This window comes from Streptomyces sp. NBC_00353, from assembly GCF_036108815.1.
In the GTDB taxonomy this organism is placed as follows: Bacteria; Actinomycetota; Actinomycetes; order Streptomycetales; family Streptomycetaceae; genus Streptomyces.
On sequence record NZ_CP107985.1, the window covers coordinates 9,620,644 to 9,642,697 of the forward strand.

The window sequence follows — 22,054 nt, forward strand, 5'->3', positions numbered from 1 at the left end:
TCAGGTACTCCCGCCAGAATGGCGGCGCGGGGTGGGCTGTTTCGTCGCCTGCCGCGGCTCGGCAACGATCGGAGCGGGCTACGTGCCAGGCAAGCAGTAATCCGAAGGCGGGCAGCAACCCGTAGAGAAGCAGAGCCCTGAAGTTCACTACGCCTCCCTTGAGCAGCCATAGCCCCGGTCAGAGGAGCCGAAAGCCACGGCCCTCACCTTTCTTCCCCGCTTCTCCGCCAGGCCAGACACCCGTCCATGCATTGATCAGACCGAAGACGCCGTCGCTGCACCACTGACCGAATGATTCCTTTGTCACACTCTCAACCCCCAAGCTTTGCTTGTGCAAGAGGTAAGTGTGTAATAGGTTCGTATCATGGCAAACCGGGGCGACGCATTCCACTCATCCAGCCAGAACACAACAAACCGAGACCAACCCGGATTCCATGACTCGAATTCGAACGAAGCCTGAACAGGCGGGCAAGGGGGCCATCGGCTCCTCGCCCCGGAAGACCTCGGGCGCCAGGCGCCTGGACGACTGAGCGGATGCTCGTAGAAGGAACGGAGAATGTGATGGCCGGTGTACAGGGAGTGACCTGGAACGAGCGGCGGCAATACGCGAGCCGTCTCTTCGAATCCCAGCGTTACCGCGCGGCTACCCGGGTCCTCACCGACCTGGTTGCCGCGGCACCCCGCAACCTGGACCTCCGCATGCTCCTCGCCCGCTCCTACTACTACACGGCACAGCTCTCCCTGGCCGAGGCGGAGCTGCGCAAAGTCCTGCGCGCCGAACCCACCCACGCCTCGGCCCACCTCGCTCTCGCCCGCGTCCTGGAACGCCAGCACCGCTGCTCCGAGGCCGCTCCGCACATGAGGATCGCGGACACAATGACCGCACGGGACCTCCTTGCCCTCAGGCACCCCAGCAGTTCATCCCCCCGCATGGCTGCCTGAAGCCGCTCCGGTAGGGCTTTGTCAGGTGTCTGGACGGGCGGTGCGCTCTGGTGGTCCGCCGCCAGTATGAGGGCGGATGAACTCGCGGCGTCTCATAGGTGGTTGGCGGAGTTGATCGGGTAGGTCACTGCGCCGGCGCGTGCTGACCAGCGGGTGAGGGCGACTGCGTCGGCGCAGCCCGATCGGGCCGATGAAGGGAGCCGATCCGCCGGACAGGCCCTTAAGGGGGTGGGCTGGGTTGCATGATGACGTTCAGGCAAGTGAGCACGGGCTCCGAGTACCGTTACTACCTGCGCCAGGTCGCGGTCGGCGACGGCCGTCGGCCCCGGGGGGAAAAGAACCTGGATCAGGCGCAGGAAGAGGCCGGGGCCCGCCCGGGGTGTGGATGGGCAAGGTGAAGCAGGCAGGACGCTTCGTGGGGTCCGCCAACTGATATGAGACATCTTGGTTGGGCGTGCCTTGCGAGGGGCGGGTCGCAGATGGAGTGCCTGACCCGCCCCGGTGGTCGACGACTGGGTGCCGGTGCGGTCGTAGGCGTGAGCTCATATGTCGTGCTGTTCGGGACCGGTCCGGGTCGGCGTCAGGGGAACTTCTCCGTGCGGCAAGTCTTACGCGTGGTCGCTGAGCCAGCCGGTGAGGAGCGGGCCAACGATCTCGGGGGCCTCGACCTGGGGGAAGTGCCCGACTGCCGGGTCCCCGTGTCGGACATGATCGCTCCGTTCATAGTCCACGGCAGCCTTAATAGGCTGGGCGCGTGAAATCGGTCCTCAGCCCCACCTTTTCCACGGTGAGCGCACAGGACAAAACAAGGGGCTCGGACGCACCGTAAGCCGGTCTCCACTCGACGAATGGCGGGGCCACTCCTGGACCGGGTACGGATCCCTGATCGGCGTGCTGATCGTGCTCGGCCCGGTGGTCCCCTCCCGCCGCCCGGCGTCCGCTGCCGGCCCCGACGGACAGCGCGGCCGAAGGGCCGTAGCCTCAAAGGCGAGGTACGGCTCAGTGGATGCCGCAGATGACACACAGACTCATCTGTCGCTGGCCAGACGGCCCGGCCCGCGCGCCGACCGGACGCGGACGGTTAGTCCTCTCCGGGGCGGCAGGCTGCTGCTCACCATTTGGAAGGCTCCCATGACTACGACCTACGCACCGGCCGCACTGATCACAGGCGCGTCCTCAGGGATCGGATGCTCCTACGCCGAGCAGCTGGCCCGGCGCGGGTACGCGCCAATCCTGGTTGCCCGCCGCGCGGACAGGCTGGCCGAACTCGCTGAAACCATCCACCGGGACACGGGACTCAAGGCCACCGTGCTCGCCGCCGACCTGGCTGAGGAGGCCGGCTTGGCAAGGGTCGAGAAGGTGGTCATCGACCACGACACCCTTGCCGTGGTCGTGAACGCGGCGGGTCTAGGCGGACTGGGCCCGGTGCTCCAGATCGAGCCCGCGACGCTCAACCACGTCGTCGCGGTGAACGTGCTGGCGCTGACCCGCCTGTCCCGCGCGGCGCTACTCTCCTTCTCCAAGCGCGACTCCGGCACTTTGATCAACGTGTCGTCGATCGGCGCGTTCAAAGTCCCGCCCAACGGCGCAGCCTACGGCGCCTCCAAGGCGTACGACCTGCTCTTCTCGCGTGGACTGCAACACGAGGTCGAGGGCAGCGGAATCCGCGTCCAGGTGGTGCTGCCCGGCCCCGTCCGCACGGAGTTCTTCGACGCCGCCGGCATGGAGTCCTCTGCATTCCCGCAGGAGTCGTTCGTCGATGCGGACGACTTCGTCCGCGCCGCGCTCGTAGGTCTGGACCTCGGCGAACTCGTCTCCATACCCACGCTTCCCGACACGGCAATACTGCAGGACGTCACGTCTCGCCAGGAGCGGTTGCGGGACGCCGCAGGGCTCCGCGGCATCATCGCCGACCGCTACACCGAGCCCCGCAGTGGATGACCCCTCTGTCGACGACACCACCAATGTTCCTCTCCGGGAATGGATCGACAAGAACTCAGCGCGTGCCCCGTCAGCAAGCCCCCGGCCTCAGCGGAGCTGTCGTCGTGTGCCCGCCAGGGATTACGGGACAGCCCTTGACTACGTGGCCAATCTCCCGGCCTACCGGGCGCCGCAACGCGCCCAGATCGCGTCGTAGACGGCGCGGCGGCATCCGGACTGGTTCCGCCGCCTGCGCATCCGCTGGGAGATCCGCGACGACATCCACCACGCGTTCGTCGCCCTTGGCTGCGCCGCCATCTGCTGGCGACGACTGCGCACCGCACTTTGTCGAGAGTAAGGGCAGGCGATGCGCCCCAGGGGATGGCCTGCTCGATGCGTCAGAACGCATTCGTAGCAGTCGGGCCCGCGCAGCCTCACATCCGGGATCTCAGCACGTCGACCTCACAGCCCGGCGCGAACGGGTCGAAGCCGTGCTCGATCAGCCAGCGAACTGCCAGCAGGCTTCGCAACGACCACCACGCGTGGATCACGTCGAGGTCGATGTCGGTGCCATAGCCGGCGATGACGTCGTCGAGGTGCTCCTCGTGTCCGAGCGTGAAGGTGGCGAGGTCGTACAGGGCATCACCCTGGCCCGCCTCGGACCAGTCGATGACGCCCGTGACCTCGTCGCCGTCGACGAAGACGTGCGCGATCTGCAGGTCGCCGTGCGTGAACGCCGGAGTCCACGGCCGGAGCGCGGCCTCGGCGACCTGGCGGTTGCGGGTGACCAGGTCAGCGGGCAGGAGGCCGTTCGTCACGAGCAACTCGCACTCGTCGTCGAGTTCCGCCGCCAGCGCGACGATGCTCCGGCCGGCCCGGCCGGGCCGGGGCGGCAGCGGCGCGTCGTGCAGCTTCCGGATGGCGGCGCCCGCCGCGGCCCACGCCGCCGACGACCCGGTCGACGGCCCGCCGAGGCGCCCAAGCGTCGTCCCCGGGAGTGCGGCGATGGCGAGCACGGGCGGCTTGCGCCACAGGACCTCCGGGGTCGGGACCGGCGCGAGGGACATCGCATCGACCTCGACGTCGATGCGTGCCTGATCGGCGTCCACCTTCAGGAACACGTCGCCGACGCGCAGGGTCGCGCGCTCGGAATGGGCGACAACGACTTCGACCTCATCCATGGGCGACCAGTATCCCGGGGATGATCGCCGACGTCGCCGGGTTTATCGCGTGCGATTACACGGCTGACCACGTCCCGATACCCGGCGGTCTCGTGCACGACACCGACCTCTGACCAGGTCAAAGCCCACCACTTTTGTTAGGAGTCCTAAGCCTCGGCCTACTTTTGCGACGAATCGGGTACATGATTCGTCCACCCCCACACGCAATAACAAGCACACAGAGGGGGCGATATGAGTCTGAAACAGCACGTCCGGACCCGGGCCACCGTGATACGCACCGGGGACACCACAGCCGGTATCTCCGCCGCCCGGTGGTCCTGACCCCAGTTCGGGTACAGGTTCTTGCTCATCAGGAACGTGTTGTACGTCAGAACCCGCAGCGACGGGGTGTCCGCCGCCGATGCGCGCGGCGTGTTGGCGGCCGGCGTGACGGCGACGAGCGCGGCGGTCAGAGCCACGCCGGAGGTGCGACGGAGCGCGGTGAGCGGCACGGGGTCTCCTGCTTCTGCTGATGAGGTGTGGAACAGGCAACACACATCACATCAGCAGGAGTTACTCACGGGCAGAAGTTGGATGTCGGGAGTCCTTCCATCGGCGTACCAACGGCTGTGGAGGTGCCTCAGCGCAGCGTCGCGTAGACGATGAGGTTGTCCACCGGGTGGCCCTGAGCGTCGAATGCGCCGTCGCAGGTGATGAGGCGGAGGACGCGGTCGTCGGTCGCGCCGTACACCTTCTTCGTGGGGAACGCCTTCTTGCTCACGGATTCCGTGCCGGTGACGGTGAAGTGGGCCACCTGACCTCGCTCGTTGCGGATGACGATGTCCGCGCCCTTGCCGATCTTCTTCAGATCGTGGAAGACGGCCCTGCCGAATCGGGTGTCGTTGTGCCCGATGACCACGGCTGCTCCGCGCTCGCCGGGGATCGCGCCTCCCGTGTACCACCCTGCTGTCATGCCCTTCTCCGCCGGCGGGACTTCTACGGTGCCGTCCGCGTTGAGGCCGAGTCGTATCAGGGAACTCGTCACGCCGATCGAGGGGATGGCCACTTGGGTGGGAGCCGCGGGTTGTTCGGCCCTGGGGGTGACGGAGGAGCCGGACGGCGGCGTGGTGGCGGAGCGGTGCGAGGGGGCGTGGGCTGGTTCCTCCGCGGCGTGGGTCATGCAGCCGGTGAGTGGGGCGAGAGCGAGGACGAGGGCAAGGCAGACGTGCGTCGGGTGTGCGGCGGATCGCCGCAGCCGGTGGTGCGTACGGGGCATGTGGGTTCCAGTGCGGAGAGGTGGTGCGGGAACAGGCAGTGGCGCCGCCCTGAGGGGCGGCGCCACTGCTGGTGGTCAGCCGTTGCGGTGCGCGGCCGCGCGGCGGCGCAGTACGAGGGTGCCCGCGCCCGCCAGGACGAACGCGGCAGCGGCCGAGCCCGCGAGGGCAGTGGTGTTGTCGCTCGTCGGTCCCAACGGGCGCTCGCCCGCGGCCACGCCGCCACGGGGCTCGGCGGAGTCGCGCTTCGAGGGACGGGCCGGGACCGCGCTGGGCCGGTCGCCCGCGGCCACGCCGCCACGGGGTGCCGCCGACGGCGCCTCGCCCCGGGTGGGCTTGCTCGCATCGGTTCCCCTGGTGGGCGCCGGGGTCCGCTCGGTGGCGGCCACCGATGGCTTGGGCTTTGCGTCGGAGGCGACCGATGCGACGGCCGTGGCCGACGGGACGAGTACCGCGCCCGCCGCGACAGCGGTCAGGACGGCGGTGCGCAAGGACATTCGGGGACGGTGGGACATACGTGGCTCCAGTTCCAGCCCGGCTTTGGTGGTGCCTGGACGCCGATTCGCACCAGGCGCCGGACATGCCGTCAGCCTGGCGGGACCTTGTGAAGAAGCTGTCAGAGCGCTGTGGTCATCGCATCAGCCCGGATGACCGGCGGACGATCCCCGACGGTCCGCGCCCTCTGGTCGCCGGCCCGGGACCTGCACCGGCTCGCTCGCTGGCCGGCCTGCCGGCAGCCGTAGCGTGAAGACCGAGCCTTCCCCTTGCGTACTCACCGCGCTCGCGCCGCCACCATGCGCCTCGGCGAGCTTCCTGACGATCGCCAGGCCGAGACCGCTGCCGCCGGTGCGGCGGGTCCGGGATTTCTCGGCTCGCCAGAAGCGGTCGAAGACGTACGGGAGGTCCTCGGCCGAGATACCGGTTCCCGTGTCGGCGACGTCCACGACCACCTCGTCACCCGACTCGGTGCCGTACGCGCACAGGGTCACGCGTCCCCCCGACGGCGTGTGACGCACCGCGTTGGACACCAGGTTGTCGATGGCCTGCCGCAGTCGCACCGGGTCGGCGGTCAGTTCGGGGGACGGGGATCCGGGCGCCGGCTTGCGTACCGTCAGGGTGACACCGGCCGTTTCGGCCCGGGCCCGGTGCGCCGCGGTGATCTGTCCGAAGAGGTCGAGGATCCGTACCGGCTCCGGGTGCAGACGCAGCGCGCCCGCGTCGGCCGCGGCCAGGTCCTGGAGGTCGTCGATGATGTGTTGCAGCTGGACCGCTTCCTCCAGGAGCGAGGAGATGAACGCCGGCTCGGGGTCGGCCAGGCCGTCCTGTGCGGCCTCCAGCCAGCCGCGGATGTTGCTCAGCGGGGTACGCAGCTCGTGGGCGACATCGCTGACCATCATCTTCCGCTGTTCCTCGAGGCGCGCACGGTGCGCCGTCATGTCGTTGAAGGCTGCGGCCAGGCGCCCGATCTCGTTGTCATCGGCGACCAGTACGGCCGCCGATTCCTCACCGTCCCGCATCCGCTGGGCGGCCCCCGTGAGCGCCCGCAGCGGACGTACGAGCCGGGCCCCGGCCAGCACCGAAGCACCGACGGTGAGGGCGAGGACGAGGGCGGCGACGCCTGCGATCCGAGCAGTGTTCGCCGGTGAGAGGTCGAAACCGGGCACGGTGGCGCCGTTCGCGTCCCCGATGAACAGCAGCGCGGGCGAGGCGACATACGAGCTCAACTGCTCGTGGCGGGCGGTGCCCACGCACGACGCGATGGCCCGGTCGGCGTCACTGCTCCGGACGGCCGGTACGGGTGTGGGGGCGGAGGACCGGCGGACCGGTGCCGCGCTCGGCTCAGGCTTGCTTCCCTGGTCCCAGGAGAGGTCCAGCCGCAGGTCGACGACCATCCGGCCCTGGCGGTCCAGACAGGCATTGGCCAGCTTGTTGAGCGTGCCGAGCGCCTTCTTCTCGGTCCTGGTGGGCTCGTCCAGTGCGTCGGTGCTGCATCTGGTGCCCAGGATGCGGTCGGGATCGTTGCCCACGATCTGGATGCGAGGGCGCCCGCTGGGCCCCTCGACGACGTCCGAGGCGATCCCTACATCATTGAGACACGACACGACTTCGTCGGCGGCTCGGCGCAACTGCGTACGTTCCGCCGTCGGCAACCGGAACGGCCCGACGGCCCGCGGGTCGACGCGGTCGGCCGCTGTGTCGCTCGTACCGGTGGTCTGCGCCGCGAGCGCGGTGTCCACGGACAGCGGGTCGACGATCGCGGAGGCCTGCGTGGGCAACGCCGGCGGCGAGGACCCGGCCGCGGAGTCGACGATGACCTCCCGGTTCTGGGTGGTCAGTGCGATCCGGCGATCCGACTGGCGGGCCAGATCACGCACCGTCGCCCCGACGTCGTCCCATCGGGGGTGGCCCGCCGCGAAGCCGAGCAGTTCGTTGTAGATCCGGGCGTCGGCGGTCAGGTTCTGGCCCTGCTCCTGTTTGATCGCGCCGGAGGTGGTCTGGACGGCGAGCCATGCGGTGGCCGCCACCGAACAGGCCGCCACCAGCACCGATACGGCAAGCAGCCGTCCGAGCAGGCTCTTGCGGAGCGGCAGCCGCTGCGGGTCCCACGGCCGGCCACGCCGGTCCTTCCGGCTACGACGAGGCACGCGGCGCCCTCTTGGCGGCCGGGTCGGTCAGCTTGTAACCCACACCGAAGACGGTGAGCAGCCGGGTCGGCTTGCGCGGCGCGGGCTCGATCTTCTTGCGCAGGTTCATGATGTGCACGTCGACCGTGCGGTTGCTGATGTACCGGTCGAAGCCGTGCAGTTCCTCCAGGAGCCGCTGTCTGCTGAAGACCCGCTCGGGTTCGGCGGCCATCGCGGCGAGGATACGGAACTCGCCGGGGGTGCACTCCACGTACGCCCCGTCGACCGACACCTCGTACCGGACGGGGTCGACCCGGAGCGCGCCCACGGACAGCACCTCGTCGGTGGCGCCGGTGGCGCCGGTGGCGGGGGGCACATCCGGTGTCCGGCGGGTGCGGCGCAGGAGCGTACGGACCCGGGCCATCAGCTCACGCGGGCTGTACGGCTTGGTCATGTAGTCGTCGGCGCCGAGGTCGAGGCCGAGCAGCAGATCGTCCTCGGTGGTGCGGGCCGTCAGCATCAGGACGGGCAGTTCCCGGCGCTCGGCACGCAGCACACGCAGCACGTCCAGACCGTCCGCCCGCTCCATCATCACATCGAGAACAAGCAGGTCGGGCTCTTTGTCTTTGTGCCGCACCTCGTCGAGCGCGGCGAGCCCGTCCCCGACGACCGTGACCGCGTGGCCCTCGTGTTCGAGGTAACGGCGTACGAGTTCGGCCTGCTTCTCGTCGTCTTCGGCGACTATCACGTTTGCGCACACGAGGTCGATCGTAGGCGAGTGCGGGGTGCGGTCCGGTGGGCGAGCCCGCGCGGCAGACCGGCTCGGCCGGCGTGCCGTCTTGCCGCTGGGGTGTGTGCTCGCCCTGGCCGGAGTCGCCCTCATGTCGGTTGACGCACTCGTGTTCGTCGTGGGCGGCCTGAGCGTCCTGGTGATCGGATTCTTCATCATCCACGGACTCGCGAGCGGTTGGGTAACGGCCCGCGCCGCCGACATCAGCACCGGCCAGGCCGCGTCCTTCTACCTCTGTTCTTGGCCAGTGCTCCGCCCTTCAGGGCGGGGGTGAAGGCCATCCTTGGCCCGGAGGCGCGCAGCGCCGGAGTGCTCTGCGGCTGCGGGGTGACGGTCAGATGGGACGCTGCTGGTTTTCGATGTACTGCTTTACGACGGTCAGGGGTGCCCCGCCGCATGATCCTGCGAAGTAGGAGCCGGACCAGAAGTGTCCGCCCCACAGGTACCGGCGGACGTGGCTGTCGTACTCCTGGCGGAGCCTGCGGGAGCTGACGCCCTTGAGGGAGTTGACCAGCTTGGAGAGCTGGACCTTGGGCGGGTAGTGCACGAGCAGGTGGACGTGGTCCTGCTCGCCGTTGAACTGTTTAAGCTCGGCCTCGAAGTCGGCGCAGACCTCCCGCATGATCTCTTCGGTGCGGGTCAGCATGGCGTCGGTGAACGCCTTCCGCCGGTACTTCGTGACAAAAACCAAGTGAACGTGCAGGTTGTAGACGACGTGACGTCCGGTGCGCACATCGGGATTGGGTTTCCAGCGCGGTGACATAGACCAATGCTATGCTCTCGGTTGTGAGTCAAGGCACCCTGGTAAAGCGGCAGTTCGGGCACCGTGCCCGGCTTTCGCTGTCTCCTGCTGGGATTCGCACGGCGGATGATCAGGCGCACGCGGCCCGCACGATGTGGAATCTTCTCCACGCGTGGTGGCGGATGATGCCGAAGGAGAGGCGGACGCTCGCGAACGCGGATGAAGCGATCCGTCAGGCACGTAAGGACATTGACTTCCTCGCCGTGCTGCCGGCCCAGGCCGCGCAGGCCGTGCTGAAGACGTACTTCCAGGCGTGGAAGAACTGCTGGGAGGGTCGCGCCGACGCCCCGAACTTCAAGGGCCGCTTCCGCACGGTGATGTCGGTGGACATCCCGCAGGGCCGGGACCTGAACGTCGTCCGTGTGCACCGCCGCTGGGGCGTGGTCAGCATTCCCAAGGTGGGCCGGGTCCGCTTCCGGTGGACCCGAGACCTTCCGGTCGGCAAGCGTGCAGGCGCGGAGAACCGGATCACCGGGGCACGGCTGGTCAAGGACGCGCTCGGCTGGCACATCGCCTTCCGTGTTCAGACCTTGGAGGTCAGGCCCGAGCCTCACCGGGGGCCGGACGTCGGCATCGACGTGGGTGTCACCGTGCCGCTGGCCCTCTCGGACGGCGAAACGTACGAGCACGGCGAATGGCTGACCGGCAAGGAGAAGGCCAGGCTTCTGCACCTGGAGCAGCGCGCCGCGCAGCGTAAGCGGCACCGCAAGCCCGGCGAGCGCACCAGCCGCCGGCTGCACCGCACCTACGACCAGATCGCAGGACTGCGCGCGAAAGCCAAGCGCCGGGCCCTGGACTGGCAGCACCAGACGACCACCGTCATCGCTAAGCGGTACGGCACCGTAGTGGTCGAAGCACTCACCATCACGAACATGGTCAAGTCAGCCAGGGGAACCATCGAGGAGCCGGGGAAGAACGTTGCCCAGAAGTCTGGGCTGAACCGCTCCATCAGCGGGGAGGCATGGGGCCGGACGGTCACCATGCTGACGTACAAGACCGCCCAGCTCGGCGGCACCCTGCACAAGGTCCCCGCCCCCGGCACCTCCCAACGCTGCTCAGCGTGCGGCTTCACCACGCCCGGCAACCGGGAGGACCAGGCCGTGTTCGTGTGCAAGAACCCGGACTGCGGCTGGTCGGGCAACGCCGACCACAACGCAGCCCGGAACATCTTGCACCTGTACCGCATGGGCCTCGCGCTCATCCCGGCTGCCGGGAGGGCAGTCGTCAGGCGCGCGAAGCGCGTCAAGCCCGCTGCCGCAAGGTAAGCAGGAATCTCCCGGCTTCAGCCAGGAGAGCACTTCAACTCGTGTCCTTCTACATCGGCTCGTCGATGTTCGGAAACCTCGGCAGTACGGCGTGGTCGCACGCCGGCTGGCCCGGCGTACTGGCGCTCGCTGGCAGTCTGCTCACCGTGGCGAGCGTGCTGGCAGGGGGTTGCGGCGCATTCCGGCGCTAACGCCCTGAGCGGCTGCGGGCCCGGCTGCGCGGCTCAGAGTCCCGAGCAGGTCGATGCTGCGCTCCTACGGCGCCACCATCTCTGCCGTGAATGCCTCAAGCGAGGACGGACCTCGCACATCTCCTCAGGGGTCACACCTGATACAAGCTCACGCGGTACCCGGCAGACGGCAGTTGGGGTACCTAACGAAGCTCTACTAGTAACTCGTAATTTAGGAATTATTATTGACACGCGCCGGTAACCGCTGCAAGATCCTGGAAACCGACCGCAGGCGCGCGGGGATTGACTGGTCCGAAGGCCGACCGCCGCACCCTCCACGAGGGAGCGGTACCTCAGACTCACGACCAGTCCGGGTCGGCACGCCTGATCGAAGGATCCGATGTGAAACGACATCTCACCGTCCTCCTCGCCCTCCTGACCGGCTTGCTGGTCGTGGCAGCACCCGCCCACGCCGGGCCGGCGGCCGGCACTGTCGCCGTCACGGCGCCAGCACCTCAGCAGGTGCTGAGCCCGACGCCGTACATGGGCTGGAACACTTACTACGCGCTGGGTGGCGATCCGACCGAGGCCGAGGTCAAGTCAATAGCCGACTTCTTGGTCAGCAGCGGTCTGCGCGACGCCGGCTACCAGTACGTCTGGATCGACGGCAATTGGGCGGCGCCGACCCCACGCAGCTCGGCCGGCGACTTGGTGGCCAACCCCGACCAATTTCCGAACGGGCTGAAGCCGCTGGTCGACTACATCCACGCCAAGGGCCTGAAGGCCGGCATCTACACCGACGCCGGCCCGTACATCCCGGGCAAGTGCGGACTCGGCAGCCACGGCTACTATCAGCGCGACGCGGACCAGTTCGCCGCCTGGGAGTTCGACGCGGTCAAGGTGGACTACCTCTGCGGGATCGCCGCGGACCTCGACCCGAAGACCGTCTACACCGAGTTCGCGCAGGCGTTGCGGAACAACGCCAGCGGGCGCCCCATGATCTTCAACCTCTGCAACCCGGTGACCTCCCCGGACTGGGGCAACTACCCGGAGGAGCAGCAGTCGACGCACTCCTGGACCTACGCGCCGGCGATCGCGCAGTCCTGGCGGACGTACACGGATGTGGGTTTCGTCGGCGAGATCAAGTTCAAGGACGTGCTGCGGAACTACGATGCGAACGCGCGGCACCCCGAGGCCGCCGGGCCGGGGCACTTCAACGACCCGGACTACCTGGGACCTGAGCTGGGGATGACCGACGAGGAGTTCCGTACCCAGATGACGCTCTGGTCGGTGGCGGCCGCGCCGCTGCTGATCGGCAGCGACGTCCGTAAGCTCAGCCAGACCTCGCTCGACATTCTCGCGGACCCCGATGTACTCGCGATCAACCAGGACACCGCCGGCATCCAGGCCGTCCGCGTCGGCCCCGCCGGTACGACGGAGACCTGGGTGAAGCGGCTGGTCAACGGTGACCGTGCCGTGATGCTGCTGAACCGGGGCGACAGCCCAACGACCCTGACCACGAAGGCGTCGTCGGTCGGGCTGTCCGGGGATCGGTTCACCCTGAAGAACGCCTGGACCAACCGGGTCACCGAGAGCGCCGGCACCATCAGTGCCGCCGTCCCGGCCCACGGCGCGGCCCTGTTCCGGGTCGGCCCGGCCACGGGCAAGCCCGGTGTCCCGCACGTCGTCGCCGGCCTTCCGCAGGTGACGCAGGTCGGTGGCGACGCGGTGCCGGCCGGGGCCGCCCCGCTGGTCGCCGGCGGCGACCAGGCCCGGGTCGAGGTCACCGTCCGTAACGACGGTGCGCAGCCGGTCTTCGCGCCGCAGGTTGAGCTGACGGTGCCCGCCGGCTGGACGGCCCGTCCGCTCGGCAAAGCGCCGAAGCTGCTGCGCTCCAACCATTCCGCGACCTTCGCCTTCACGGTGACCCTGCCGGCCACCGCCGCGCCGGGCAGCACCGCGCTGACCGGCAAGACGTCGTACAAGGTGATCGGTAAGGGACGCCTGCGGCAGGAGACGGCCACGGCGGTAGTCGTCGCACCGGCAGCGCCGGACGGCGACGTCGTACTGTCGCACCACAAGTGGATCAGCGCCACCAGCGGGTGGATGAGCCCGACGGTCGACCTGAGCGTCGGTGGTTCGTCGCCGATCAGCATGCTCGGCCAGGTCCACCCGACCGGTATCGGGGTCGCCTCACCCTCCGCGGTCCGCTACTACCTCGGCGACAAGTGCAGCCGGCTGACCGCGACCGTCGGCATCGACGATGCGGTGCGCAACGTCGGCCCGGACGGCGGCACGTCGACCTTCCAGGTGATCGGTGACGGCCGGGTGCTGTTCGACAGCGGTGTGCTGACCCGCGACGACACCCGCCAGGCCGACATTGACCTGACCGGCGTCCGCGTGCTCGACCTGGTGGTCGGCGACGGCGGCGACGGCGGCTACAACGACCGCGCCAACTGGGCCGGTCTGAACGCCACCTGCTGATTCGGCTCGGCCGCACCCAGGTGACACCTCACCTGGGTGCGGCCGATTCGCCAAGACTTTGAGACGCCGTGGCGCGGTTACATGCCACGGCGTCGTGATGTTGGGCCGGCCCGCATGGGGAGCGGACGGCGTCAGGCGCGCCGCAGCACAACGAGTTCGGGGCCCTCGATGACTTGAGCCTGATGCGGACCTGGGAGTAGAACGTCGGCGACGCCACATGCAGCATCGGGAAGATCACGAATTCAAGTGGCGTCCCTGTCCGCCTCATGGTGATCACAGCAGATCGCACGGCATACCCGGTCACCTCGATGATCTGCATGATGCCGGGCCGCGATCGGTTCGTCATTGCCGAGCAGGGCGGATGGGCCCTGCACTTCAAGGTGCTGGCGATCTTCATGAGTCTTCCAGCTAGGAAGTGCTGCAAGGCGACAAGGTCACGTCCAACGGCGCGACGTCACGAATGCCGGGCTGCTATGACCTGAACTTCGTCCGTTGCCCTTCGGAGATCACCTCGACGGAGCTACGGCCCGGACCGGCTGCGGTTTGTAGAAGGTGCCGTCTCGGAGCATCGCGAAAAGGACATCTGCCCGGCGCCGGGCGAGGCAGAGCAGGGCCTGCGTGTGGTGCTTGCCCTGGCTGATCTTCCTGTCGTAGTAGGCCCGCGATGCCGGGTCGCCCAAGGCAGCGAACGCGAAGAGGAAGAAGGCCCGTTTGAGCTGTTCGTTTCCCCTCCGGGAGGGCTGTTCGCCGCGGATCGAGGACCCGGAACTGCGGGTCGCCGGGGCGAGGCCGGCGCAGGCGGCGAGGTGGTCGGCGGTCGGGAAGGTGCTGGAGAGCCCGGGCAAGGATCACCACCTGCTGTCGCGCACCGGCACAACCTCGATCACGCGGACATGTCACCTGCGCACCGTCGATCCGGGTGGCCGCGGTGACGGGCCCCGGGGCGCAGGGCGGCGCCGATGCCGTGGCGGCGTCGAGCGGTCTGGCTCACCGAGAGGCCCACATGGATCAGATGAGGCTCGCGAACGGGTGTGGTTGACGGTGCCGACCGCCTTCGCGCGAAAATGCAGCAGGGCCTGGTCTATCTCTGAAGGTCCATGGGCCGACGGTGGCCCGGTGTCCCGCCCTCCCGATCGGGGTAGCCGTGCGGGCAGCCGACGCCCGCCGATGCCCTACCGGAAAAGGAGCACGCCCATGCGCCTCTACGCCCAGACCCCGGCACGTCGGAGCCGCCAGGTCCTCGCAGACCTGATCGCGGCGGCCCTGATCTACGCCGCGGTGAAGCTGGCCTTGGCCGTGCACGACGCGATCGGGCGACTGGCCGGTCCGGGCCGCAAGGCGGAAAGTGCCGGCAACAGCCTCTCCGACGGACTCGTCGACGCGGGCGACGCCGCCTCGAAGGTGCCGTTCGTCGGAGGTCAGTTGAAGAAGCCGCTCAGGTCCGCCGCCGAGGCCGGCACCGGGCTGGCCGACGCAGGTCGTTCGCTCCAGGACACGGTGGGCCACGTGGCGATGCTGACCACGGTCGCCCTGATCGTCATCCCGGTGGTGTTCGTGCTGCTGCTGTGGCTGCCCCCGCGCCTGCGCTGGATCCGCCGCAGCGCCGTCACCCGGCGCCTCGCCGCCGATCCGGGCGGCGCCGACCTCCTCGCGCTGCGCGTCCTCACCGGCTCGCAGCGCGAACTCGCAGCGCTGCCCACGCCACCCGGCGGCCTCGCAGAGGCTTGGCGGCGCGGCGACAAACAGGTCATCGCCGACCTGGCGGCGATCGGCCTGCGGCAAGCGGGTCTACGCGCCTGACTGCGATGTGCCGGTTTGGTGTCGGTGGGTGGGTGTCAGTGACGGCATGTCAGGCCAGGCTGTTTTTTGCTGCTGGTGGGGTGTTGAGCACGGGGGAGTCACTGACATGGAGCGGTGTCTGGTGCCGTCGTGGCTGTCATGGGGCGGTACACCCCGCCTTGTTTGAACGGCGCTTCTGATCCTTCGGTGGCTGTGCGGCGGCACGGTGGTCGGTGTCGGTTTTGCGCGGTGCCGGCCCAGCCATGAGTGTCGCGGCCGTCTTGGACGTTCGCGTACGTCTCGCGCCGGGCCGGGCTCCACGCCGCCTGCTCGGAGTGAGAGAGCCGGCCATCGTCAGTGGAACGAGCTCACCGCGGCCGCCACGTGACACCACCACCCGCAAAGATCACGATCTACAGCTGCCGTGTCTGACCTCCAACTTCCTTGTACGTCCATCGAGTTGTTGCATCCATGCTTGCGCTGCCGATGGCGCTCTGGCAGCATGCCTCGGGATTACGGGGGGCAAGATCAACGACTTCCACATCCAGCGGATCGGCTTCCACCAAGTCGCCGACTCTGGTTTCGTGCATTTTCCTGCAATTAGTTCAGCGCGTTGTCCGGGATGCTTCTTCTATATCCCGTTCTGCGAGACCATCTGCTCCTTCTGCACACTGAACCGAGGTCTCGGCACGACCGGCGACGAGGCGATCGAGCTCTACGTCCAGGCGCTGATCAAGGAAATCCAGATCAAGGCCCAGTACGAGTCGGTCACGTGCCGCCCGATCAAGGCCATCTTCTTCGGCGGAGGAACGCCGACCACGCTGACCCCGGCGCAGATTCGCCGCATCGGGAAGGCCATTCACGATCACTTCGACATGTCCCAGATCGAAGAGTTCACCTTCGAGATGGAGGTGAAGAGCATCGACGAGGAGAAGGTCGTGGCGATGCGGGAGATCGGAGTGAACAAGGCCCGCTTCGGCATGCAGACGTTCGACCCGGTCTACCGGGAGCTCTTCAACATCACCGCGACGCTGGACCAGACGTACGAAGCCGCCGCCCTGCTCCAAGTACTTCGACTACACCAGCTTCGACATCATCTACGGCATGCACGGCCAGACCATCGAGCAGTTCAGCAAGGAAATACAGTCGGCCGTCGACATGGGCACCGAAACGATCGAGTTCTACCCGATCACCAACATCGTGACGCAGGCCTCGCTGCACCATGGATATGTGCGGAACAACCTCAAGCCGCTCAGCTTCATGAACAAGATGGCGATGTCCATCTATCTCAACCACTACATCCGCGCCTGCGGCTTCCAGCAGCACAACGGCAACGGGTTCTACCGGATCCCCGAAGGTCGGCAGCCCGACCCGACCTTCATCTCGCGGGCGTACACCAACCTCTACAACAGCTTCTTCTGGTCCCACAGCGACGACGACCTCATCGGTTTCGGCAACTCTGCCGTTTCGCAGACCGGCGCCTACACGATCTCGAACGACGAGAACCGGGCCACCTACACCAAGAACCTCCTGGAGACCGGCGACTTCAGGATGAACCTGATCCAGGCCGACGACATCCCCTACGAGAAGTCCCTGGTCTTCCGACTCCCGTTCTTCGGCTACGTACCCAAGAGCCGCCTTGAATGGGACCGTATTCCGCAGGAGTTCAAGGACAAGCTGGGGAACCTCATCGCCGAGGGTCTCATCGTCGAGGACACGGACGAATACCGCATCACCGAGCTCGGCTGGTACTGGTACGTCAACATGATGTACTACATGTCCCCCGATTCGGACCAGAAGATCCTGGACGACTTCGTTGCGCTGAAGGACCGCGTGCGGGGCATCACGGACGGCGAGCGCCGTATGGTCTCCCTCCCCATCGTCTGACGCACAAGCATCACATTGCCGGCAACGAAGACCAGGGGATACACGTGAAACCCGCACAGGAGTCCGCTCCCGAGGACAGCAATGCCAAGAAACATCGGGAAGCGAATCATCTAATCATCGCAGGCAGTCTGCTCAACGCGATTGCCTTCTTCTCGGCCTCACCGTTTCTGACCCTGTACCTCAAGGACCACAGCCAGCTCAGCCTGGCGGTGATCGGCGGGGTCGTCGGAAGCATCGCGCTGATCAGCGCCATCGGCGGCATCGTCGGCGGCGTCATGGTGGACCGCCTCGGCGCCGTGATCTGCATCAGGGCGGGCCTGGCCATCTACATCGTCATCTACCTCCTGCTCGCCCTGGTGGAGGCGACGGCCGTGATCGTCGCCCTGATCATGCTGCTGGGCTTCGGGCGGCTGCTCATCGAGCCGGCGATGAAGAAGTTGATGTCCCTCGCCGGAGGGGACGACGGCAGCATCTTCCGCTTCCGGTACATGACCCTGTGCATCGGCGCCATCGTGGGGCCGGCCGTCGGCGGCCTTCTCTATCTGGGCGGTTCGGTCTACCTCTTCGTGTGCCCTGCCGCGCTGTTCGCCGCGTACTTGCTGCTCCTGGCGGTCCGGGGTTCGACCCTCATCGCACTGGAGCCGGAGGCGGCCGCCACCGGCGAGGGTGAGGCCAAGCAGTCCTACGCCGACCTCTTCCGCGGCCTCGTCCGCGACCGCCGACTCATGGCCGCCATCGGTGCCGGCATGGTGATCTTCCTGGTGTTCTCCCAGATCGACTCGATCATCCCCCTGTTCATCAAGGCGGAGAACGAGGACCGGGCGGTGGCCATCATCGCCTCGCTCCTCATGGTCAACGCCGTCCTCGGCATCCTCGTGCAGGCGCCCATCGCATGGCTCGGGAAGAAGCTGCCCGAGCGGTCCCTCGTCGTGATGGGCTGCGTCGCCTTCGCCGCGGGGCTCATCCTGTTCCTGGGCATGCAGGTGAGCCCGGTGTTCCTCTACGTGGGCATCGTGCTCTGGACCCTGGGCGAGGCGATCCTGCTGCCCATGCCCGACATCGCCATCCACAAGATGGCGGAGGACGGGCAGAAGGGCACCTACTTCGGGCTGGCGGAGCTGCGCTACGTCGGATTCTTCGTCGGCCCCGTCATCGGCGGTGGTCTGCTGGCGATCGGCGCCACGATCTACTTCGTCACCATGGCGGTAGCGATCTTCGGGTGTGTTCCCCTGCTCGTACGGAACATCGCCCGCCGCGCACCGGTAGCGGAGGTCGTGCCGTGATCGTGGTAATGAATCGCGTTCCTGCCAGCCTCACACCGCTGAGCGAATGGCTCGCCGAAGTCGCGGACGACGTGGCGCTCGTCACGAGCCTGCAGGCGGCCGACGGCTACCGGGACGGGTTCCCAACGCTGATCGAGGTCGACGACTACCCGAACAGCGACGGCGTGGACGAAGCGCTCGACGGGCTGTGCCGGTCCAACGACGTCACGCGTATCGTGCACGTGACCGAGGAGGACATGGCGGGTTGAAGTACAGGCCCACGACGTCGTAGACCTTCTCCACGAACAACGGGTCCGTCGACAGCTTGAAGGTGTCCGCCAGATGCGCCAGGATCCGGCGGGCAGTCAAGGCCCGCGGACACTTCCCCAACGAGCAGGCCACCTTGAAGTGCGTCTACATGGCGATCATGTCCCTGGACTCCACCGGCAAGGGACAAGCCCGCTGGACCATGCGCTGGAAGACCGCACTCAACGCCTTCGACATCAGCGTCGACGGGCGCCTCTCCGCAGCCCGTCAATAACTCCAACAAACCCAGTACACCGCTCGTTTGGCAGGTCCTGGGCATCAGCCACGACGAGTTGATCTCTAAAAAACAGCGTTTGTCGACAGGTGCGGGAGTGAGTTCGTGATCACTCGGCCCGTGAATGTCGAGCAGACATGACGGCGCTGCCGTGGAGGCGGCGATAAATGGGGAGGCGGAAACCAGCGGCGCGTTGGCAGGATGGCCGCGCTCAACACCCGACAGGAAAGGACCCGACGACCGTGGCTCGTGCCATTACTTTGATCCGCTCCGCCTCTCTGTCCGACATCGCCGAGTACGCCTACGCGGCCACGGCGCCCGCCGAGTCACGCCTGATCTTCCTCGCTGGGGCGTGTCCGCTGAACGAGGACGGCTCCACGGCAGCGATCGGGGATTACGCGGGCCAGGCAGCGAAAGCCATGGAGAACATGAAGGCTGCCCTCTCTGCCTCAGGTGCGTCGCTGCAGGACGTCATCAGTACCCGGGTCCTCGTCGCATCGGCCCGGCGGGAGGATCTGGTGGCTGCCTGGCAGGTAGTCCGGGACTTGTTTGCTGACCATGATGCCCCCAGCACCTTGATGGGTGTCACCGTGCTCGGCTACAAGGACCAACTCGTCGAGATCGAAGCGGTCGCCGCCGTGCTCGATTCTTGAGACCTCTTCCAAGGACACAGCGAACGCGAGACGGCCAGCCGTCCGCCAGGGTGGTGGCCGTCGAGGAACGTAGGATGCGGTCAGACGGCCTTGGGGCTGCTCGTGCTCGGGTACTGGCGAGGCGGGGCTCACCAGTAGCTAAGTTCGCCGTTGCCTGTGTACGTGGGGGTCTGGCCCGTCCATTTGATGTCGCTCTCCGGAACCGCACCGACCAAGGCAGCGCTCAAGAAGCTGATCCTGCAGCTTGCTCGAGAGAACGCACAGTGGGGGCACCGGCGGATCCAAGGCGAGCCGGCCCGACTCGGACATCCCGTCGCCGCATCCACGGTATGGAAGATCCTCCACGCGGCGGGCATCGACCCGGCCCCACGCCGCGCCGGCCCGACCTGGCGGGAGTTCCTCACGAACCGGGCCCAGGGCATCATCGCCGTCGACTTCTTGCATATCGGCACTGTCCTCGGCAGACGCCTGTACGCGCTGGCGTTCCTCGAACACGGCACCCGGCGCCTACACATCGCCGGCATCACCGCCCACCCCACCCGCGAGTGGGCAGTGCAACAGGCGCGGAACCTGACCGCCGACCTGTGCACGCGCATGGAACCCCTGCGCTTCCTCCTGCGTGACCGCGACGGCAAGTACGGCCAGTCCTTCGACGCCGTCTTCGAGGCCGAGGAGATGGAGATCCTCAAGAGTGCACCGCGAGCTCCTCGGATGAACGCCCACTGTGAGCGGGTGATCGGCAGCATCCGGCGTGAGGCCCTCGACCATGTCCTCATCATGAACGAGGCCCACGCCCGGCACGTCCTGGCCGCCTACGAGCGGCGCTACAACGAGCACCGCCCCCACCGAGCACGCAACCAACTACCTCCGGGCGCCGACCAGCAGCCCATCACCGTGCACGACCTCGAAGTCCGCAGACTCCTGCGCACCCGCATCCTCGGCGGCGCCATTAACGAGTACCGCTATGCGGCTTGACCTGCAGCGACGACTTTCCGAGCTTCACGCAGGAGGACACCGCGCTGGTCATGGTCACCGACGGCGTGGTCGAAGGGCCGGGCCTGACGCTGGAAGCCGGACTGGAACGAGCCGGAATGCTGGCCGCCCAAGCCCTCCACGACGGACTGAACGCCGAGGCGACCGCTGACCGCATCCTCGACGCCGCGGTCGCGGTGGACCACCTCGACGACGTGGCCGTCCTGGTCATCCGGCGCACGTAACGCCGCCCTTCGCTGCGCGCTATGTGCCCGGTGGCAAGAGCTGATTGTCGAACCGGCCGGTTTGCGGATCGTTGCCACTGTATGTCTGAGCTGGCATTTTACGGTGCGAGTATATACTCTTATCCTGGGTGAGGAAGCTCTGGAGGGGATGATGGTCACTACACCGACGGACCCCGGCGATTCGTGCAACAACCTGGCTCTGCGTAAGGCGGCCCGGTATCTTGGCGCGACGTACGACAAGGCTCTGGCTTCGGTGGGTCTTCGTGCGACGCAGTTCAGCATCCTGCAGAAGCTCAGTGTTCACGGAGAAATGACGATCACCGGCCTTGCTGACATGATCGCCATGGACCGTACGACGATGGCCTCGAACCTCAAGCCGCTGGCGCGGGAGGGCCTGGTGACCGTCGAGCCGTCGGCGGCCGACCGCCGCGCACGGATCGTCACGATCACGCCGGATGGGGTCTCCCGGATGAAGGCGGCGCTGCCGCTGTGGCGGGAGATGCAGGACCGGTTCGAGGAGAGCTTCGGAGCCGACGATGCAGCCCGGTTGCGCGCAGCCCTCGAAGCCGTCCTCCAGACCGGCTTCACGCCCTGGGCCGAGTGAGGTACGACTTCTGCACCGCTGCCGAGAGGGCAGGAGAGCCTAGCCCCGGCTGCCGGGTAGTCACCGGATTCCTGTCCACCGACCGGCCTCCAGTGCGCCGCATCAGGCGCTTGCATTGACAGCACAGGAGCGTTCTGGCTCAGGTTTCCAAGATGGGCACCTCCACCGAGACTGTCTTGCCCCGGCCGTTCGGGGAGCTGTTCCACAGTCCGGCCAGGGCCTCCACGATGAGGAGACCGCAGCCGTTCTCGGCCTCTGCGTTCTCCTCTTCGCAGAGCGTCAGTTCCCGCTGGTTAGGGATAGCGGTGGCGATCGGGCGGGGCTGGTGGGCTGTCATGTCTGAAGCTTCCCCTCGATCCGATCTCGGGGAAACTCCAAGTCCCTGCGCACCAGCGCCGACGACAGCGCGTCGGTCAGCCCGGTCTTGTCCGCCACCCTGCGCACCGGCACGATCCCCGCCTTGCCCACCAGCTTCCGCCCACCCGCCGACAGCGACAGGCCCTCCGCCCACTCGGTAAACTTCGACACCCGGAGGGTGCCTCCTTCCCAGCATGATCCAGTTCTGGTCGAACCAGATCACAGGTACAGGCACCCTCCCTGCCGATCTCACGATCCGTTACCAGAGCTGGCCGGCACGGTGAATTCATGAGGCAAGACGGCCCTGATCGACGGCGGTGCCG

Annotated in this window: 20 protein-coding genes and 5 pseudogenes; 15 read left to right on the plus strand and 10 right to left on the minus strand. The window is 67.4% G+C overall.

Annotation, left to right across the window (positions count from 1 at the left end):
- The first annotated feature begins 561 nt into the window (after positions 1-561).
- Positions 562-942, plus strand: coding sequence for a tetratricopeptide repeat protein (locus OHA88_RS43265; RefSeq protein WP_328623805.1), 381 nt, complete (start codon positions 562-564; stop codon positions 940-942).
- Between the two features lie 1,131 nt (positions 943-2,073).
- The gene (locus OHA88_RS43270) at positions 2,074-2,883 is read left to right on the plus strand and encodes an SDR family NAD(P)-dependent oxidoreductase (RefSeq protein ID WP_328623804.1); all 810 of its coding nucleotides are present in this window, start codon (positions 2,074-2,076) and stop codon (positions 2,881-2,883) included.
- 413 nt (positions 2,884-3,296) lie between these two features.
- Here the strand turns inward: OHA88_RS43270 and OHA88_RS43275 are convergent, their stop codons facing one another.
- The 7 genes and pseudogenes from OHA88_RS43275 to tnpA form a co-directional block, all read right to left on the minus strand.
- Positions 3,297-4,043, minus strand: a complete 747-nt coding sequence (locus OHA88_RS43275) for a phosphotransferase family protein (RefSeq protein WP_328623803.1) — start codon at positions 4,041-4,043, stop codon at positions 3,297-3,299.
- A gap of 293 nt (positions 4,044-4,336) precedes the next feature.
- Positions 4,337-4,534, minus strand: a pseudogene (locus OHA88_RS43280) (sphingomyelin phosphodiesterase); the annotation flags it as partial.
- 128 nt (positions 4,535-4,662) lie between these two features.
- Positions 4,663-5,298 (minus strand): class F sortase, encoded by a 636-nt coding sequence (locus OHA88_RS43285; protein WP_328623802.1) that lies wholly within the window; start codon positions 5,296-5,298, stop codon positions 4,663-4,665.
- A gap of 75 nt (positions 5,299-5,373) precedes the next feature.
- A complete protein-coding gene (locus tag OHA88_RS43290; RefSeq protein ID WP_328623801.1) occupies positions 5,374-5,811 on the minus strand; it encodes a hypothetical protein in 438 nt (145 codons plus the stop codon).
- Between the two features lie 123 nt (positions 5,812-5,934).
- Complete coding sequence (locus OHA88_RS43295; protein WP_328623800.1) at positions 5,935-7,941, minus strand: sensor histidine kinase; 2,007 nt, start codon at positions 7,939-7,941, stop codon at positions 5,935-5,937.
- Positions 7,928-8,680 carry a response regulator transcription factor gene (locus tag OHA88_RS43300; protein WP_328623799.1) on the minus strand — a complete coding sequence of 251 codons (753 nt, stop codon included), beginning with the start codon at positions 8,678-8,680 and terminating at the stop codon, positions 7,928-7,930. The genes OHA88_RS43295 and OHA88_RS43300 overlap by 14 nt, the downstream gene beginning before the upstream one ends.
- A 364-nt stretch (positions 8,681-9,044) precedes the next feature.
- Positions 9,045-9,473, minus strand: coding sequence for an IS200/IS605 family transposase (tnpA, locus tag OHA88_RS43305; protein ID WP_328623798.1), 429 nt, complete (start codon positions 9,471-9,473; stop codon positions 9,045-9,047).
- 23 nt (positions 9,474-9,496) lie between these two features.
- On the opposite strand from tnpA, the gene OHA88_RS43310 reads away from it, so the two are divergent.
- The 3 genes from OHA88_RS43310 (at position 9,497) to OHA88_RS43320 (ending at position 13,431) form a co-directional block, all read left to right on the plus strand.
- Positions 9,497-10,777, plus strand: a complete 1,281-nt coding sequence (locus OHA88_RS43310) for an RNA-guided endonuclease InsQ/TnpB family protein (RefSeq protein WP_443044144.1) — start codon at positions 9,497-9,499, stop codon at positions 10,775-10,777.
- A gap of 41 nt (positions 10,778-10,818) precedes the next feature.
- A complete protein-coding gene (locus tag OHA88_RS43315) occupies positions 10,819-10,968 on the plus strand; it encodes a hypothetical protein (protein ID WP_328623796.1) in 150 nt (49 codons plus the stop codon).
- Positions 10,969-11,349: 381 nt separating this feature from the next.
- Positions 11,350-13,431 (plus strand): NPCBM/NEW2 domain-containing protein, encoded by a 2,082-nt coding sequence (locus OHA88_RS43320; RefSeq protein ID WP_328623795.1) that lies wholly within the window; start codon positions 11,350-11,352, stop codon positions 13,429-13,431.
- A 506-nt stretch (positions 13,432-13,937) separates the two neighbouring features.
- Here OHA88_RS43320 and OHA88_RS43325 read toward each other — a convergent pair.
- Positions 13,938-14,255: pseudogene (locus OHA88_RS43325) on the minus strand (transposase); the annotation flags it as partial.
- 370 nt (positions 14,256-14,625) lie between these two features.
- Between OHA88_RS43325 and OHA88_RS43330 the strand changes: the two are divergent.
- From OHA88_RS43330 to OHA88_RS43375, 10 genes and pseudogenes are all read left to right on the plus strand, one after another.
- Positions 14,626-15,231, plus strand: coding sequence for a hypothetical protein (locus OHA88_RS43330; protein ID WP_328623794.1), 606 nt, complete (start codon positions 14,626-14,628; stop codon positions 15,229-15,231).
- A gap of 242 nt (positions 15,232-15,473) precedes the next feature.
- A pseudogene (locus tag OHA88_RS44810) lies at positions 15,474-16,217 on the plus strand (radical SAM protein); the annotation flags it as partial.
- 97 nt (positions 16,218-16,314) lie between these two features.
- Positions 16,315-17,097, plus strand: a complete 783-nt coding sequence (locus OHA88_RS43340; RefSeq protein WP_328623792.1) for a hypothetical protein — start codon at positions 16,315-16,317, stop codon at positions 17,095-17,097.
- Between the two features lie 44 nt (positions 17,098-17,141).
- Positions 17,142-18,380 (plus strand): MFS transporter, encoded by a 1,239-nt coding sequence (locus OHA88_RS43345; RefSeq protein ID WP_328623791.1) that lies wholly within the window; start codon positions 17,142-17,144, stop codon positions 18,378-18,380.
- Positions 18,377-18,628, plus strand: a complete 252-nt coding sequence (locus OHA88_RS43350) for a hypothetical protein (RefSeq protein ID WP_328623790.1) — start codon at positions 18,377-18,379, stop codon at positions 18,626-18,628. Before OHA88_RS43345 ends, OHA88_RS43350 begins: the two co-directional genes overlap by 4 nt.
- A gap of 77 nt (positions 18,629-18,705) precedes the next feature.
- Positions 18,706-18,900: pseudogene (locus OHA88_RS43355) on the plus strand (transposase); the annotation flags it as partial.
- A gap of 242 nt (positions 18,901-19,142) precedes the next feature.
- On the plus strand, positions 19,143-19,553 hold the full coding sequence (locus tag OHA88_RS43360) for a RidA family protein (protein WP_328623789.1): 411 nt from the start codon (positions 19,143-19,145) through the stop codon (positions 19,551-19,553).
- Positions 19,554-19,751: 198 nt separating this feature from the next.
- Positions 19,752-20,528: pseudogene (locus tag OHA88_RS43365) on the plus strand (integrase core domain-containing protein); the annotation flags it as partial.
- Positions 20,525-20,770, plus strand: a complete 246-nt coding sequence (locus OHA88_RS43370) for a SpoIIE family protein phosphatase (RefSeq protein WP_328623788.1) — start codon at positions 20,525-20,527, stop codon at positions 20,768-20,770. The pseudogene OHA88_RS43365 and the gene OHA88_RS43370, both read left to right, overlap by 4 nt.
- A 61-nt stretch (positions 20,771-20,831) precedes the next feature.
- Entirely contained in the window at positions 20,832-21,374 is a 543-nt protein-coding gene (locus tag OHA88_RS43375; RefSeq protein WP_328623787.1) for a MarR family winged helix-turn-helix transcriptional regulator, read from the plus strand.
- Positions 21,375-21,513: 139 nt separating this feature from the next.
- Here the strand turns inward: OHA88_RS43375 and OHA88_RS43380 are convergent, their stop codons facing one another.
- Positions 21,514-21,711, minus strand: a complete 198-nt coding sequence (locus OHA88_RS43380) for a hypothetical protein (protein WP_328623786.1) — start codon at positions 21,709-21,711, stop codon at positions 21,514-21,516.
- The gene (locus OHA88_RS43385) at positions 21,708-21,902 is read right to left on the minus strand and encodes a hypothetical protein (protein ID WP_328623785.1); all 195 of its coding nucleotides are present in this window, start codon (positions 21,900-21,902) and stop codon (positions 21,708-21,710) included. The genes OHA88_RS43380 and OHA88_RS43385 overlap by 4 nt, the downstream gene beginning before the upstream one ends.
- Between the last annotated feature and the right edge of the window lie 152 nt (positions 21,903-22,054).

Excerpts from the sequence above, each read along its gene's own strand:
- OHA88_RS43290 (WP_328623801.1), bottom strand. The coding sequence starts at position 5,811 with ATGTCCCACCGTCCCCGAATGTCCTTGCGCACCGCCGTCCTGACCGCT.
- OHA88_RS43285 (WP_328623802.1), bottom strand. The coding sequence starts at position 5,298 with ATGCCCCGTACGCACCACCGGCTGCGGCGATCCGCCGCACACCCGACG.
- OHA88_RS43275 (WP_328623803.1), bottom strand. The coding sequence starts at position 4,043 with ATGGATGAGGTCGAAGTCGTTGTCGCCCATTCCGAGCGCGCGACCCTG.
- OHA88_RS43380 (WP_328623786.1), bottom strand. The coding sequence starts at position 21,711 with ATGACAGCCCACCAGCCCCGCCCGATCGCCACCGCTATCCCTAACCAG.
- tnpA (WP_328623798.1), bottom strand. The coding sequence starts at position 9,473 with ATGTCACCGCGCTGGAAACCCAATCCCGATGTGCGCACCGGACGTCAC.
- OHA88_RS43330 (WP_328623794.1), top strand. The coding sequence starts at position 14,626 with ATGCGCCTCTACGCCCAGACCCCGGCACGTCGGAGCCGCCAGGTCCTC.
- OHA88_RS43265 (WP_328623805.1), top strand. The coding sequence starts at position 562 with ATGGCCGGTGTACAGGGAGTGACCTGGAACGAGCGGCGGCAATACGCG.
- OHA88_RS43340 (WP_328623792.1), top strand. The coding sequence starts at position 16,315 with ATGCACGGCCAGACCATCGAGCAGTTCAGCAAGGAAATACAGTCGGCC.
- OHA88_RS43270 (WP_328623804.1), top strand. The coding sequence starts at position 2,074 with ATGACTACGACCTACGCACCGGCCGCACTGATCACAGGCGCGTCCTCA.